12 protein-coding genes are annotated in these 14,056 nt (G+C 61.9%); all 12 read left to right on the top strand.

From position 1 onward, the window contains the following. Positions 1–6 precede the first annotated feature (6 nt). The 12 genes from ACDK93_RS12020 (at position 7) to nuoN (ending at position 14,007) form a co-directional block, all read left to right on the top strand. Entirely contained in the window at positions 7–735 is a 729-nt protein-coding gene (locus tag ACDK93_RS12020) for an NADH-quinone oxidoreductase subunit C (protein ID WP_458068885.1), read from the top strand. A gap of 26 nt (positions 736–761) precedes the next feature. Next, entirely contained in the window at positions 762–1,991 is a 1,230-nt protein-coding gene (locus ACDK93_RS12015; protein WP_458072443.1) for an NADH-quinone oxidoreductase subunit D, read from the top strand. Between the two features lie 18 nt (positions 1,992–2,009). Next, positions 2,010–2,537 (top strand): NADH-quinone oxidoreductase subunit NuoE, encoded by a 528-nt coding sequence (gene nuoE / locus ACDK93_RS12010; RefSeq protein WP_458068883.1) that lies wholly within the window; start codon positions 2,010–2,012, stop codon positions 2,535–2,537. Between the two features lie 3 nt (positions 2,538–2,540). Then, positions 2,541–3,866 carry an NADH-quinone oxidoreductase subunit NuoF gene (gene nuoF / locus ACDK93_RS12005; protein WP_458068881.1) on the top strand — a complete coding sequence of 442 codons (1,326 nt, stop codon included), beginning with the start codon at positions 2,541–2,543 and terminating at the stop codon, positions 3,864–3,866. Beyond that, positions 3,863–6,190, top strand: a complete 2,328-nt coding sequence (nuoG, locus tag ACDK93_RS12000) for an NADH-quinone oxidoreductase subunit NuoG (protein ID WP_458068880.1) — start codon at positions 3,863–3,865, stop codon at positions 6,188–6,190. Before nuoF ends, nuoG begins: the two co-directional genes overlap by 4 nt. A 5-nt stretch (positions 6,191–6,195) precedes the next feature. Continuing rightward, positions 6,196–7,236 carry an NADH-quinone oxidoreductase subunit NuoH gene (gene nuoH / locus ACDK93_RS11995; RefSeq protein ID WP_458068879.1) on the top strand — a complete coding sequence of 347 codons (1,041 nt, stop codon included), beginning with the start codon at positions 6,196–6,198 and terminating at the stop codon, positions 7,234–7,236. Positions 7,237–7,244: 8 nt separating this feature from the next. After that, the gene (nuoI, locus tag ACDK93_RS11990; RefSeq protein WP_179481617.1) at positions 7,245–7,736 is read left to right on the top strand and encodes an NADH-quinone oxidoreductase subunit NuoI; all 492 of its coding nucleotides are present in this window, start codon (positions 7,245–7,247) and stop codon (positions 7,734–7,736) included. A 12-nt stretch (positions 7,737–7,748) separates the two neighbouring features. Beyond that, entirely contained in the window at positions 7,749–8,402 is a 654-nt protein-coding gene (locus ACDK93_RS11985; protein WP_458068877.1) for an NADH-quinone oxidoreductase subunit J, read from the top strand. Further along, positions 8,399–8,704 (top strand): NADH-quinone oxidoreductase subunit NuoK, encoded by a 306-nt coding sequence (nuoK, locus tag ACDK93_RS11980; RefSeq protein ID WP_179481613.1) that lies wholly within the window; start codon positions 8,399–8,401, stop codon positions 8,702–8,704. The genes ACDK93_RS11985 and nuoK overlap by 4 nt, the downstream gene beginning before the upstream one ends. Positions 8,705–8,708: 4 nt before the next feature. Continuing rightward, positions 8,709–10,751, top strand: a complete 2,043-nt coding sequence (gene nuoL / locus ACDK93_RS11975) for an NADH-quinone oxidoreductase subunit L (RefSeq protein WP_458068875.1) — start codon at positions 8,709–8,711, stop codon at positions 10,749–10,751. A gap of 15 nt (positions 10,752–10,766) precedes the next feature. Beyond that, positions 10,767–12,275 carry an NADH-quinone oxidoreductase subunit M gene (locus ACDK93_RS11970; protein ID WP_458068874.1) on the top strand — a complete coding sequence of 503 codons (1,509 nt, stop codon included), beginning with the start codon at positions 10,767–10,769 and terminating at the stop codon, positions 12,273–12,275. A 277-nt stretch (positions 12,276–12,552) separates the two neighbouring features. Further along, positions 12,553–14,007, top strand: coding sequence for an NADH-quinone oxidoreductase subunit NuoN (gene nuoN, locus ACDK93_RS11965; RefSeq protein WP_458068873.1), 1,455 nt, complete (start codon positions 12,553–12,555; stop codon positions 14,005–14,007). Positions 14,008–14,056 lie beyond the last annotated feature (49 nt).

Raw genomic sequence — 14,056 nt, 5'->3', positions numbered from 1 at the left:
CTCTTCATGTCCGACCCACATTCGAACGCGCTGGCCGACCGTCTCGCCGCGCGATTCGGCGAAACGCTCACTATCAGCACGGTCCGCAACGAGACCACCGCCGAACTGTCTGCCACCGATCTGATTGCGGTCGCCACCGCTTTACGCGATGAGTCGGCGTTCCAGTTCAGCGAACTGGTGGATATGTGCGGTATCGACTACCTCGGCTACAGCCAGGTCGAATGGGATACCGACTCGGTTTCAAGCACTGGCTTTTCGCGCGGCGTGGAAGGCCAGGCGATGGGTCGCTTCGACTGGGCCAGCCGCCCGCGCAGCGAAGACAAGCCGCGCCGCTTCGCCGTGGTGGTGCATTTGCTGTCGATCGTGCACAACTGCCGCCTGCGCCTGCGCGTGTTCTGCGATGACGACACGCTGCCGGTGGTGCCGTCGCTGACGCTGATCTGGCCGGGCGTGAACTGGTTCGAGCGCGAAGCGTTCGATCTGTACGGCATTATTTTCGACGGTCACCCGGACCTGCGCCGCATCCTCACCGACTACGGTTTTGTGGGGCATCCATTCCGCAAGGATTTCCCGCTGATCGGCAACGTCGAAGTGCGCTACGACCCCGAGCAGAAGCGCGTGATCTACGAGCCGGTGTCGATCGAGCCGCGCGTGCTGGTACCGCGCACCATCCGCAACGACGCCGACCTGATGCAGGCCGAAGCCGAAGCCGCCGACGACTGGCAGAGGAACTGATCGTGCAAGAGATTCGTAACTACACGATGAACTTCGGCCCGCAGCATCCTGCGGCGCACGGCGTGCTGCGTCTGATCATGGAAATGGACGGCGAAACCATCGTCCGTGCCGATCCGCATATCGGCTTGCTGCACCGTGGCACCGAGAAGCTGGCTGAGTCCAAGCCGTTCAACCAGTCCATCGGTTACATGGATCGGCTCGATTACGTCTCGATGATGTGCAACGAGCACGCCTACGTACGCGCCATCGAAACCCTTCTGGGTATCGAGGCGCCCGAGCGTGCGCAGTACATCCGCACCATGTTCGACGAGATCACCCGCATCCTCAACCACCTGATGTGGGTGGGCTCGAACGCGCTGGATCTCGGTGCGATGGCGGTATTCCTGTACGCCTTCCGCGAGCGCGAAGAGCTGATGGACTGCTACGAGGCCGTTTCTGGCGCGCGTATGCACGCGACGTATTACCGGCCCGGCGGCGTGTATCGCGATCTGCCGGCGCAGATGCCGCAGTACCGCGAGTCGCCGTGGCACAAGGGTAACGACCTCAAGCGCATCAACAGCTGGCGCGAAGGCTCGATGCTCGACTACCTCGAAGCATTCACCAACGATTTCCCGAGCAAGGTCGACGAGTACGAAGAGCTGCTCACCGGCAACCGCATCTGGAAGCAACGCACCGTTGGTATCGGCGTGATCAGCCCGGAGCTGGCCCAGCAGTGGGGCATGACCGGCGCCATGCTGCGCGGTTCGGGTGTGGAATGGGATTTGCGCAAGAAGCAGCCTTACGCGAAATACGCCGACGTGGATTTCGACATTCCGGTCGGCGTCAACGGCGACTGCTACGACCGCTACTTGGTACGCGTGGAAGAAATGCGCCAGTCCAATCGCATCATCCAGCAATGCGTGCAGTGGCTGAAGGCGAACCCGGGTCCGGTGATGGTGAAAAACTTCAAGGTCGCGCCGCCCACGCGCTTCGAGATGAAGGAGGACATGGAAGCCATGATCCATCACTTCAAACTGTTCACCGAAGGCTACTGCGTGCCGGCTGGCGAAACCTACTGCGCGGTGGAAGCGCCCAAGGGCGAGTTCGGCTGCTACCTGGTTTCCGATGGCGCCAACAAACCGTTCCGAGTGCATCTGCGCGCACCGGGCTTTGCCCATCTTTCGTCCATGGACACCATCGTGCGCGGCCACATGCTCGCCGACGTGGTGGCCATGATTGGAACCTACGATCTCGTGTTCGGCGAAGTCGACCGCTGAGTCCGAAGGAAAGCATCTATGAAAGTCACCGGACATTTTGACCAGGTCAAGAACGTCGACCCGCTGGTCGTGCTCAGCGAGCACACGCGTCATCACATCGACGCCTGGGTCGCCAAGTTTCCGCCCGACCGCAAGCGCTCGGCGCTGATCCAGTCGCTGTTCGCGGCGCAGGAGCAGAACCAGGGCTTTCTCAGCGACGACCTGATCGCCGCCGTGGCCAAGTACCTCGATCTGCCCACCGTCTGGGCGTACGAGGTGGCCAGCTTCTACTCGATGCTGGAAACCAAGCCGGTCGGCCGCAACAACGTGGCGATCTGCACCAACATCTCGTGCTGGCTCAACGGCGCCGACGATCTCGTGCGCCACTGCGAAAAGAAGCTCGGCGTGAAGCTGGGCGAAAGCACGGCCGACGGCCGCGTGTATCTGAAGAAAGAAGAAGAGTGCATCGCGGCCTGCGTGCGCGCGCCGGCGATGACCGTCAACGGGCATTACCACGAGTATCTGGATATCCAGCAGCTCGACAAAATTCTGGACGGGCTGGAGTAGATCATGGCAGTCGGACCCGCACCCAAAGAGCATCAGGTTGTCCTGACCACGCTGCATTTCGACAAGCCGTGGGCAATGAACAGCTACGAGCAAATGGACGGCTATAAGGCGTGGCGGAAGATTCTCGCCGAAAAGCCCGATCCGGCCACGTTGATCGAAGAGGTCAAGAAGAGCGCGCTGCGCGGGCGCGGTGGCGCCGGGTTTCCGACCGGTCTGAAATGGTCGTTCATGCCGAAAGGTACGATGCAGAAATACATGCTGTGCAACTCCGACGAATCGGAGCCCGGCACCTCGCACGATCGCGACATTCTGCGCTACAACCCGCATGCGGTCATCGAAGGTCTGGCCATCGGCTGCTACTGCACCGGTTCCACGGTGGCGTACAACTATCTGCGCGGCGAGTTTCATCATGAGCCGTTCGAGCATTTCGAAGAGGCGTTGAAAGAAGCCTATGCCGCCGGCCTGCTGGGCAAGGACATTCTGGGCAGCGGTGTGGATGTAGACATTTACGCCGCGCTCGGCGCCGGCGCCTACATCTGCGGGGAAGAAACCGCGCTGATGGAGTCGCTCGAAGGCAAGAAAGGGCAGCCGCGCTTCAAGCCGCCGTTCCCGGCCAACTTTGGGTTGTACGGCAAGCCGACGACGATCAACAACACTGAAACCTACGCCTCGATCCCGGCGATCATGCGCAACGGCGCGGACTGGTTCCTTAATATCGGCAAGCCGAACAACGGCGGTCCGAAGGTGTTCTCGGTGTCAGGCCACGTGGCCAAGCCGGGCAACTTCGAAATCGCCCTGGGCACCCCGTTCAAGGACCTGCTCGACATGGCCGGCGGACTGCGGCCGGGTCGTACGCTGAAGGCCGTGATTCCCGGCGGTGCCTCGATGAAGGTGCTGCCGGCGGAGATCATGATGGACATGACGATGGACTTCGACTGTCTGCAAAAGGCCGGTTCCGGCCTGGGTTCGGGCGCGGTCATCGTGATGGACGACACCGCCTGCATGGTGAAGGTCTGCCACCGCATTTCGCGCTTCTATTTCGCCGAATCCTGCGGCCAGTGCACGCCGTGCCGAGAGGGCACCGGCTGGATGTACCGCGTGCTGTCGCGCATCGTCGAGGGCAAGGGCGTGCCGGACGATCTGCATCGCCTGAAGGCCGTCGCCGGTCAGATTGAGGGTCACACCATTTGTGCCTTCGGTGAGGCGGCCGCATGGCCAGTGCAGGGTTTCCTCAACCGCTTCTGGCATGAATTCGAATATTACGTGGAGCACGGTCGTTCGATGACTGAAGACCAGATGGCCGAAGCGAGCCGCGGGGTGGCCGCATGAGCGCGCAGCCCGTTAGCCACGCTGCGCCCGATCTGCTGAATATCGAGGTCGACGGCAAGCCGACCCAGATCCGCAAGGGCGCGATGATCATCGAAGCGGCCGACGCCATTGGCGTGGCCATCCCGCGCTTCTGCTATCACCGCAAGCTGCCGATCGCCGCCAACTGCCGCATGTGTCTGGTTGACGTGGAGATGGGCGGCAAGATGATGCCCAAGCCGCAGCCGGCCTGCGCCACGCCGGTCGCCGAGGGCATGAAGGTCACCACGCGTTCGGACAAGGCGCTGAAATTCCAGAAAGACGTGATGGAGTTTCTGCTGATCAACCATCCGCTGGACTGCCCGATCTGCGACCAGGGCGGCGAATGCGAGCTGCAGGACGTGGCGCTGGGCTACGGCCGCAGCGTGTCGCGCTACACCGAGCGCAAGCGCACCATCACCGACGAAAATCTCGGTCCGCTGGTCGCCACGGAAATGACCCGCTGCATCCAGTGCACGCGCTGCGTGCGCTTCACCAGCGAAATTGCCGGTACCTACGAGCTCGGCGGCATGAGCCGCGGCGAAAATCTGCAGATCGGCACCTATATTGGCAAGACGCTGGAAACCGAGCTTTCCGGCAACATCATCGACGTTTGTCCGGTCGGCGCATTGACCAACAAGCCATATCAGTTCCAGGCGCGCGCCTGGGAGCTGATCGCCAAGCCGTCGATCGCCTATCACGACGCGCTGGGCTCCAATTTGTGGCTGCATACGCGTCGCGGCGACGTGCTGCGCACCGTGCCGCGCGATAACGAGGCGGTCAACGAATGCTGGCTGTCCGACCGCGATCGCTACAGCTATCAAGGTCTGTATGCGGCTGATCGCATCAGCGCACCGGAAGTGAAGCGCAACGGCCAGTGGCAAGTCACGACGTGGGAAGACGCGCTGAAGTTTGCCGGCGAAGCCGTGAAGAAGGAATCGGGCAGCGAACTGGGCGTTCTCGTTCACCCCGCGACCTCGAACGAGGAGGGCGATCTGCTGATGCGGCTGGCCCGCGGTCTGGGCAGTGCGCACGTCGATCACCGACTGCGCCAGCTCGACTTTGCCGACAACGCGGTCGCCGCGACGTTCGGTTTGCCGGTGGCCGAGATCGACAAGGTCAAGGCGGCGCTGATCGTCGGTTCCGATCTGCGTCACGAGATGCCGCTGGTCAATCACCGGTTGCACCAGGCGACCAAGAAGGGTGCCAAGGTCTATCTGGTCAACCCGGCACAGTTTGCCTTCAACTATCCGCTGGCAGGTCAGGCCATCGTGGCGCCGCATGCCATGGTCGACGCCCTGCTGGCAGTGGCCAAGGCCGCCGTGGGCGCAGGCGCTTCGGCGCCAGCTGCGCTGGCCGACGCCATTGACGGCGCGCACGGCGACGATGGCGACAGCGAGGTCGTCGACGCGCTGAAATCCGGTAGCGCCGTCATCATTCTTGGCGAAGCCGCGGTCACCCATCCGCAGGCCTCGTGGCTGCGTGCAATTGCCCGTTTCATCGCCGAAGCGACCGGCGCCGGCTACAACGAATTGCCGGTCGGTGCCAACGCGGTTGGTCTGGCCAAGCTCGGCGTGCTGCCGGGCAACGGCGGCCTCGATGCGCAGGCCATGCTGGCCCAGGCGCGCAAGAGCTACGTGCTGTACGGCGTCGAGCCGCCGCACGATTTTGCCGACGGCGCCGCGGCGCTGAAGGCTTTGCGCGCGGCAGAGCAGGTCGTCGCTTTCAGCGCTTACGCCAGCCCGGCGTTGCGCGAAGTGGCCGACGTGATTCTGCCGATCGCGCTGCTGCCGGAAATCGACGCGACCCTGGTCAACGTCGACGGGCTGGCCCAGAACGTGGCTGCCGGTGCTAAAGCCCCCGGACAGACGCGCGCGGGCTGGAAGGTGCTGCGTGCGCTGGGCGGTTCGCTGCAGCTGGCCGGCTTCGAATTCGACGATCTTGCCGGCCTGCGCGACGGCATTGTAGAGCGGCCGGCGATAGCCTCCGCCGCATTGGCCAAGCGTCAGGATGTTTCCGGTCTGGTGCGTCTGGCCACGCTGCCGATCTATCGCACCGACGCCGTGCTGCGCCGTGCCACCGCACTGCAGGCGCATCCACTGAACCGTGCGGCTGCCGTGCGCGTCAACTTGGACGAGGCGAAGCGCCTCGGTCTGGCCGGTGGCGAGCAGGTCCGCGTGGCCGACGCGACGCTGCTGCTCACGATCGATGAGACCGTTCCCGCTGGCACCGTCTGGATCGAAGCCGGGTATGACGTTACCGCCGCACTGCCGCCTTACGGCGCCGCCATTACTTTGAGCAAGGCATAAGCATCATGGTTGATCAACTCATCAATCATCTCGTGTGGCCGATCGTCTACATCCTTTGCATCACGATCCCGCTGATCCTCGCCGTAGCGATGTTCGTGTACTGGGAGCGGAAGGTCATCGGCTGGATGCACGTCCGCATGGGGCCGAACAAGATCGGTCCTTTCGGCTTGCTGCAGGCGTTCGCCGACGTGGTCAAACTGCTGATCAAGGAAGTGATCCTGCCGACCACGGCGAATCGCTTCCTTTATTACCTGGCACCAATGTTGACGCTGGTGCCTGCGCTGGCGGCCTGGGCGGTGATTCCCTTCAGCAGCAAGATGGTGCTGTCCAACGCGAACGCCGGCGTGCTGTATCTGCTGGCGATGACCTCGATGGGCGTGTACGGCATCATTCTGGCCGGCTGGGCGTCCAACTCGCGCTATGCGCTGCTCGGCGCGATGCGCTCTGCCGCCCAGGTGATTTCGTACGAGCTGGCGATGGGTCTCTGCCTGGTCTGCGTGCTGGTACTGGCAGGCAGCCTCAACCTCACCGATATCGTCAACGCGCAAGCCGGTCACAAAGGTCTGCTCGACTGGTTCTGGCTGCCGCTGCTGCCGGTGTTCGTGATTTATTTCATCTCCGGCGTGGCCGAGACGAACCGCGCGCCTTTCGACGTCGCAGAGGGTGAGTCTGAAATCGTTGCCGGTTTCCACGTGGAGTATTCCGGCTCGGCGTTCGCGATTTTTTTCCTCGCCGAATACGCCAACATGATTCTGGTGAGTTTTCTCTCGGCGATCCTGTTTATGGGCGGTTGGCTGTCGCCGTTCCCGTCGTCGTGGGGTTTCATTGGGCACGCCGGCTTCCCTTGGCTGCTGATCAAGGCTTTCCTGTTTTCGTTCCTGTTTCTCTGGTTTCGCGCCAGCTTTCCGCGCTACCGCTATGACCAGATCATGCGGCTGGGCTGGAAGGTATTCATTCCCATCGCCATCGTGTGGGTTCTCGTGGCCGGCTGCCTGAAATATTTCGGCTGGGTCACGGTCGGTTTCATTCCTGGCACGGGAGTCTGAAGAAAGTCATGTCCCGCATTACCCACTATTTCAAAAGTCTGCTGCTGATCGAACTGTTTCGCGGCATGGGCTTGACCATTCGCTACATGTTCAAGCCGAAATACACCGTGCGCTATCCGATGGAGCACATTCCGAAGTCGAACCGCTTCCGCGGCCTGCATGCGCTGCGCCGCTACGCCAACGGCGAAGAGCGCTGCATCGCGTGCAAGCTGTGCGAGGCAGTGTGTCCGGCCCTGGCCATCACGATCGACTCGGCGCCGCGCGCCAGCGACGGTCAGCGTCGCACCACGCGTTACGACATCGATCTGTTCAAGTGCATCTTCTGCGGCTTTTGCGAGGAGAGCTGCCCGGTGGACTCGATTGTCGAAACCAGCATCCACGAGTACCACTTCGAGCATCGAGGCGAGAACGTGGTGAACAAACTGCAGCTGCTCGCCATCGGCGATCGCTTCGAGAAGCAGATCGCCGCTGACCGTACCCAAGACGCGGCATATCGCTGAGGCCGTCGACTCATGAATCCCCAACTGCTGCAACTCATCTGTTTTTACCTGTTCGGCTTCATCGCTGTAGTGGCCGCGCTGGCGGTGATCACGCTGAAGAACACCGTGCACGCCGTGCTCTCGCTGGTACTGACGTTTTTCAGCGCGGCATGCCTGTGGATGCTGGCCGACGCCGAGTTTCTCGCGCTGGCGGTCATCGTCGTCTACGTCGGCGCGGTGATGGTGCTGTTCCTGTTCGTGGTGATGATGCTGGACATCGATCAGGAAAAAATGCGCGAGGGCTTCGTCAAGTTCCTCCCGGTGGGCCTGATCGTGGCCGCGGCGATGCTGGTCGAAATGCTTGGCCTGATCGGCGTCAAGGCCATGCATGCACAGGCCATGGGCGCCGATCCCGCGGCCGTGGCCGGCGTGTCCAACACGGCGTGGCTGGGCCAGGCGCTGTATACCAAATACCTACTGCCGTTCGAAGTGGCGGCGTTGATTCTTACCGTGGGTGTGGTGGCCGCCGTGGCACTGACGCTGCGTCAGCGTGTGGACGCCACGCGGCACGAGTCGGCCAGCGAGCAGGTGCGCGTCAATCCGCGCGACCGCGTCCGCCTCGTGAAAATGGACGCCGTGCGTCCCGCTCAGCCAACGCCTGTTCCGCCCCAGGAGCCAAGCTCATGATCACGCTATCGCACTACATCGTGCTTGGCGCCATTTTGTTCTGCATCGCCGTCGCCGGCCTGTTCATCAACCGCAAGAACGTCATCGTGCTGCTGATGTCGATCGAGCTGATGCTGCTGGCGGTGAATACCAACTTCGTGGCGTTCTCGCGTTTTCTCGGCGATGTGTCGGGTCAGGTGTTCGTCTTCTTCATCCTCACCGTGGCCGCGGCAGAAGCGGCCATCGGTCTGGCGATATTGGTGCTGCTGTTCCGCAATCGCAGCACGATCAATATCTCCGATATCGACAGCATGAAGGGCTGAGCACATGGGTCTTTCCACCTCCATTTTGCTGACGATCGCCCTGGCGCCCCTGGTCGGGTGTCTGCTGGCCGGTTTTCTCGGCAAGTTCATCGGTCGGGCCGGTTCGCATACCGTCACCATCCTCGGCGTCGCGATCTCGTGCGCGCTGGCTTTCTACGTGCTGTACGAGCTCACCCTCGGCGGTGCGCCGGTCTACAACCAGAACCTCTATACCTGGTTCCAGATCGGGCATTTCAGCGCCAGCGTCGGCTTCATGGTCGATCGCCTGACCGCGATGATGTTGGTGGTGGTGAGCTTCGTCTCGCTGCTGGTGCATCTGTACACCATTGGCTACATGAGCGATGACCCGGGCTATAAGCGCTTCTTTGCCTACATCTCGCTGTTCACCTTCTCGATGTTCATGCTGGTGATGAGCAATAACTTCATGCAGCTGTTCTTCGGCTGGGAAGCAGTGGGCCTGGTGTCGTACCTGCTGATCGGCTTCTGGTACAAGAAGCCCACCGCGATCTTCGCCAATCTCAAGGCGTTCCTGGTCAACCGCGTAGGCGACTTCGGCTTTCTGCTCGGCATCGCCGGCGTGCTGTATTTCCTCGGCACGATGGACTACACCACCGCCTTTGCCGCCGCACCCAGCCTGGTCGGCAAGACGCTGCAGATCACCGCTAACACGCACTGGGATGCTGCCACTGTTGTGTGCATTTGCCTGTTCATCGGCGCGATGGGCAAGTCGGCCCAGGTTCCGCTGCACGTGTGGCTGCCGGACTCGATGGAAGGCCCTACCCCAATTTCCGCGCTGATCCACGCGGCGACGATGGTGACGGCGGGTATCTTTATGGTGGCGCGCATGTCGCCGCTGTTCGAGCTGTCGCAGACCGCTCTCAGCTTCATCATGGTGATCGGTGCGACCACGGCCTTGTTCACCGGCATGATCGGCATCGTGCAGAACGACATCAAGCGCGTGATCGCGTACTCCACGCTGTCGCAGCTGGGTTACATGACGGTGGCGCTGGGTGTGTCGGCCTACACCGGTGCCGTGTATCACCTGATGACGCACGCGTTCTTCAAGGCGCTGCTGTTCCTCGGCGCCGGCTCGGTGATCATCGCGATGCATCACGAGCAGGACATGCGCTATATGGGTGGCCTGCGCAAGTACATGCCGATCACCTGGATCACCATGTGGATCGGTTCGCTCGCGCTGTGCGGCGTGCCGTTCTTTTCGGGCTTCTATTCGAAGGACGCGATCATCGAGGCGGTCGGCGAGTCCCATCGCTGGGGTGCGGGCTACGCTTACTTCTGTGTGATGGCGGGCGCCATGGTCACGGGGCTGTATACCTTCCGCCAGATGTATCTGACTTTTCACGGCAAGGAGCGCTTTACCGTGGTCGAGCACCACGGGCATGCGCACCTGGACGATCATCACGATCACCATGAGTCGGGCGTGCTGGAGCATGCGCCACACGAGTCGCCCTGGGTGGTGACGGTGCCCTTGGTGCTGCTGGCGATTCCCTCATTGTTCATCGGTTTTTTCACCGTGGGCCCGATGCTGTTCGGCAACTGGTTCGGCAGCGCGATCCATATCGACGAGGCCAACAACGTGTTGGCGGAAGTCGGCAAGGAATTCCACGGCGCCATGGACATGGCGCTGCACGGGTTCAACCCGATCGGTCCGTTCGGTCTGGTCGTGCTGGCTTTCCTTATCCAGACCTATATCTACCTGTTCAACCCGGCGATGGCGGGCAAGATCAAGAGCGCGCTGAAGCCGCTGTGGACCGTTCTGGACAATAAGTACTGGGTCGACAATGTCTACTTTGCGGTTTTTGCTCGCGGCGGCGTCAAGCTAGGGCAGGGCTTCTGGAAGGTTGCCGACGCCGGCCTGATCGATGGTGTGATGGTCAACGGGTCGGTGAGCCTGGTTCATCGCATCGCGGCCACGGTGCGCCGTCTGCAGTCGGGTTATCTGTATCACTACGCGTTTGCCATGATCGTCGGCCTGATCGTTTTGCTGGGCGGATATTGGTTGATCGGTTCCGGCGTGGCCGGGCAATAAGGGAAGCAGGCACACATGTTCACTCACTTGCTTAGCCTGCTGATCTGGCTACCTGTTGCCGGCGCGATTCCGGTGCTGCTGGCCGGGTCGAAGCGGCCCCATCTCGCACGTTGGCTGTCGCTGATCGTGGCGGTGCTCACCTTCGTGGTCAGCTTGTTCCTGCTGGTGCAGTACCAACCCGATGCCGCCGGTATGCAGCTGGTCGAAAACTACCTGTGGATCCCGTCGTGGGGCGTGCATTACGGCCTGGCGGCGGACGGCATCTCCGTCGCGCTGATTCTGATGACCACCTTCGTCAGCATCCTGGTCATCGTCGGCGCATGGGAAGTCATTCAGGACAAGCCGCATCAGTACATGGCCGCGATGCTGGTGCTGGAAGGCCTGCTGATCGGCGTGTTCTGCGCGACCGACGCACTGCTGTTCTATGCGCTGTTCGAGGCGATCCTGATCCCGATGTTCATCCTCATCGGTATCTGGGGCGGGCCGCGGCGCGTGTATGCCACGCTGAAGTTCTTCATCTACACGTTCTTCGGCTCGGTCTTCATGCTGATCGCGCTGCTGTATCTGTATCAAAAGGCGGGCACGTTCGACCTCGCCACGCTGGCGGCACTGCCGCTGACGATGAAGGAGCAGACCTGGATCTTCTTCGCCTTCCTGATCGCCTTTGCCATCAAGGTGCCAATGGTGCCGGTGCACACCTGGCTGCCCGACGCGCACGTCGAGGCGCCGACCGGCGGCTCGGTGGTGCTGGCGGCGGTGATGCTGAAGGTGGGTACCTACGGTTTCCTGCGCTTCATTCTGCCGATCACGCCCGACGCCGGCGCACACTACGCCTGGCTGGTGATCGTGCTGAGCCTGGTCGCGATCGTCTACATCGGCTACGTCGCGCTGGTGCAGGAGGACATGAAGAAGCTGGTGGCGTATTCGTCGATCGCCCACATGGGCTTCGTGACGCTGGGCATTTTCATCGCCTTTCTGCTGGTGCGCGATCCGGCCAGCGTCGACATGGCCAAGCTCGGCATGCAGGGCGCCATGATCCAGATGATTTCGCACGGCTTCGTGTCGGGCGCGATGTTCAGCTGTATCGGCGTGATGTACGACCGCCTTCACACGCGCCAGATCAAGGATTACGGCGGCGTCATCAACGTGATGCCGTGGTTCGGCTTTTTCTATGTGCTGTTTGCGATGGCCAACTGCGGCCTGCCGGGCACCAGCGGGTTCGTCGGCGAGTTCATGGTGATTCTGGCCAGCTTCAGCGCCAATCCGTGGATTGCGCTATTCGCCGCCTTCACGCTGATCATCGGTGCGGCCTACACGCTGTGGATGGTGAAGCGCGTGCTCTGGGGCGACATCACCAATCCGCACGTGGCCGAGATGAAGGAGATCAACGGTCGCGAGACTTTCGTGCTGATCGCCTTTGCCGCAGCTGTACTGGCGCTCGGCGTCTGGCCGCAGCCGTTGGTCCACCTGATGGACACTTCGGTGTCGCATCTGGTGCAGCAGCTTGCCATTCACAAGATTTGATCGGGACCGAGGGCGTGTCCACACATATCAAATGGGTCGCGTTGTCCCGTAATGGCCGTCAGGTGGGAGTGCGTGGCGCAGGTCAGGGTGGCTCCCTGATCAAGCCGCGCGCTGCCGCATGGCGGCCATTACGGGACAACCCTTCGGGCCGGATCTGTTTGCCCGCATGCCTGCGTCATCGCTCGGTCGCGTATCGACATACGCTCTCTCACTCTTCCTGGTCTTGCGCGCAAACAGCTTCCGGCGCGGCCCATTTCATATGTGCGGACACGCCCTAATGCCGAATTTGAATGACATCCTGATCATGCTGCCGGAGTTCTATCTGGTAGTGGCCGCGTGCTTGCTGTTGCTGCTGGACGCGTTCATGAAGTCCGCCGAGCGGCCGATGCTGCACTGGATTTCCATTGCGGTGCTGCTCGTGGGGATCTATCTGGTCATCGCCGGCCAGCCGGCGCAGACGGTCACCGCCTTTGGCGGCATGTTCGTGCGCGATCACGTGGCCGAGATCCTCAAGGTCTTCGCCTTGCTCACCACGGCCATCGTTTTTGTGTACGCCAGGCCGTATCTGATCGATCGCAAGCTGGTGAACGGCGAGTTCTATACGCTGATGATCTTCGCGGCGATCGGCATCATGCTGCTGGTGTCTGCCGGCAGCCTGGTCACGGTGTACCTGGGTCTGGAGCTGCTGTCGCTGTCTTCGTATGCGCTGGTGGCATTGAATCGCGATGCCCGGCTGCCGTCGGAAGCGGCGATCAAGTATTTCGTGCTCGGTGCATTGGCCTCGGGCATGCTGCTGTACGGCATGTCGATGGTTTACGGCGCCTCGGGCATGGGCGGCACGCCGACGCTGGATCTGGCGCAGCTGCACCACGTCACGTCGTACACCACGGCGCCGAAACTGCTGCTGTTCGGGCTGATCTTCATGATCGTCGGCATCGGCTTCAAGCTGGGCGCCGCACCGTTCCACATGTGGATTCCGGACGTTTACCAGGGTGCGCCGACGCCGGTCACCGCGTTTATCGCGTCGGGTTCCAAGCTGGCGGCGTTCGGCATGGCGTATCGCCTGCTCGATGCCGGCATGGGCGACCTGGCGCACCAGTGGCAGCTGATGCTGGCGGTACTGGCGGTGCTGTCGCTGGCGATAGGTAACCTGGTCGCGATCGTGCAGACCAATCTGAAGCGTCTGCTGGCCTATTCGACCATCTCGCATATGGGCTATCTGCTGCTCGGCCTGTCGGCTGCCAGCCCGGAGGGCTATGCCGCGGCGATGTTCTATGCGATCTGCTACGCGCTGATGAGCGTGGCGGCATTCGGCGTGATTCTGGCGCTGGCACGATCGGGCTTCGAGTGCGAGGAGATTTCCGATCTGAAAGGCCTGAATCAGAAGTCGCCCTGGCTGGCCTTTCTGATGATGCTGGCGATGTTCTCGCTTGCCGGCGTGCCGCCGCTGGTCGGCTTCTGGGCCAAGGTGCTGGTGCTGGAGTCGGCGATTCACGCCAACATGCTGTGGCTGTCGCTGGTGGGCGTGGTGTTTGCGATCATCGGCCTGTACTACTACCTGCACGTGGTCAAGGTGGTTTATTTCGACAAACCGGCCGAAGGCAGCGTGCTGGCCGCGAAGCCGGATGCGTCGCTACGAATCGTGCTGTCACTCAATGCACTGGCATTGCTGGCTCTGGGCCTGTTCTGGGGTCCCCTGCTGGGCTGGTGCCGCAGCGCGTTCGGTCTGTGATCGTCCACCGCTTCGTCGTCGGACCGTTCAATTGCATGTTTATGACTTT

It is taken from the genome of Rhodanobacter sp. BL-MT-08 (genome assembly GCF_054161255.1).
Note: the sequence above shows the minus strand (reverse complement) of the source record. Positions and strands in the feature narration are given on the sequence as shown.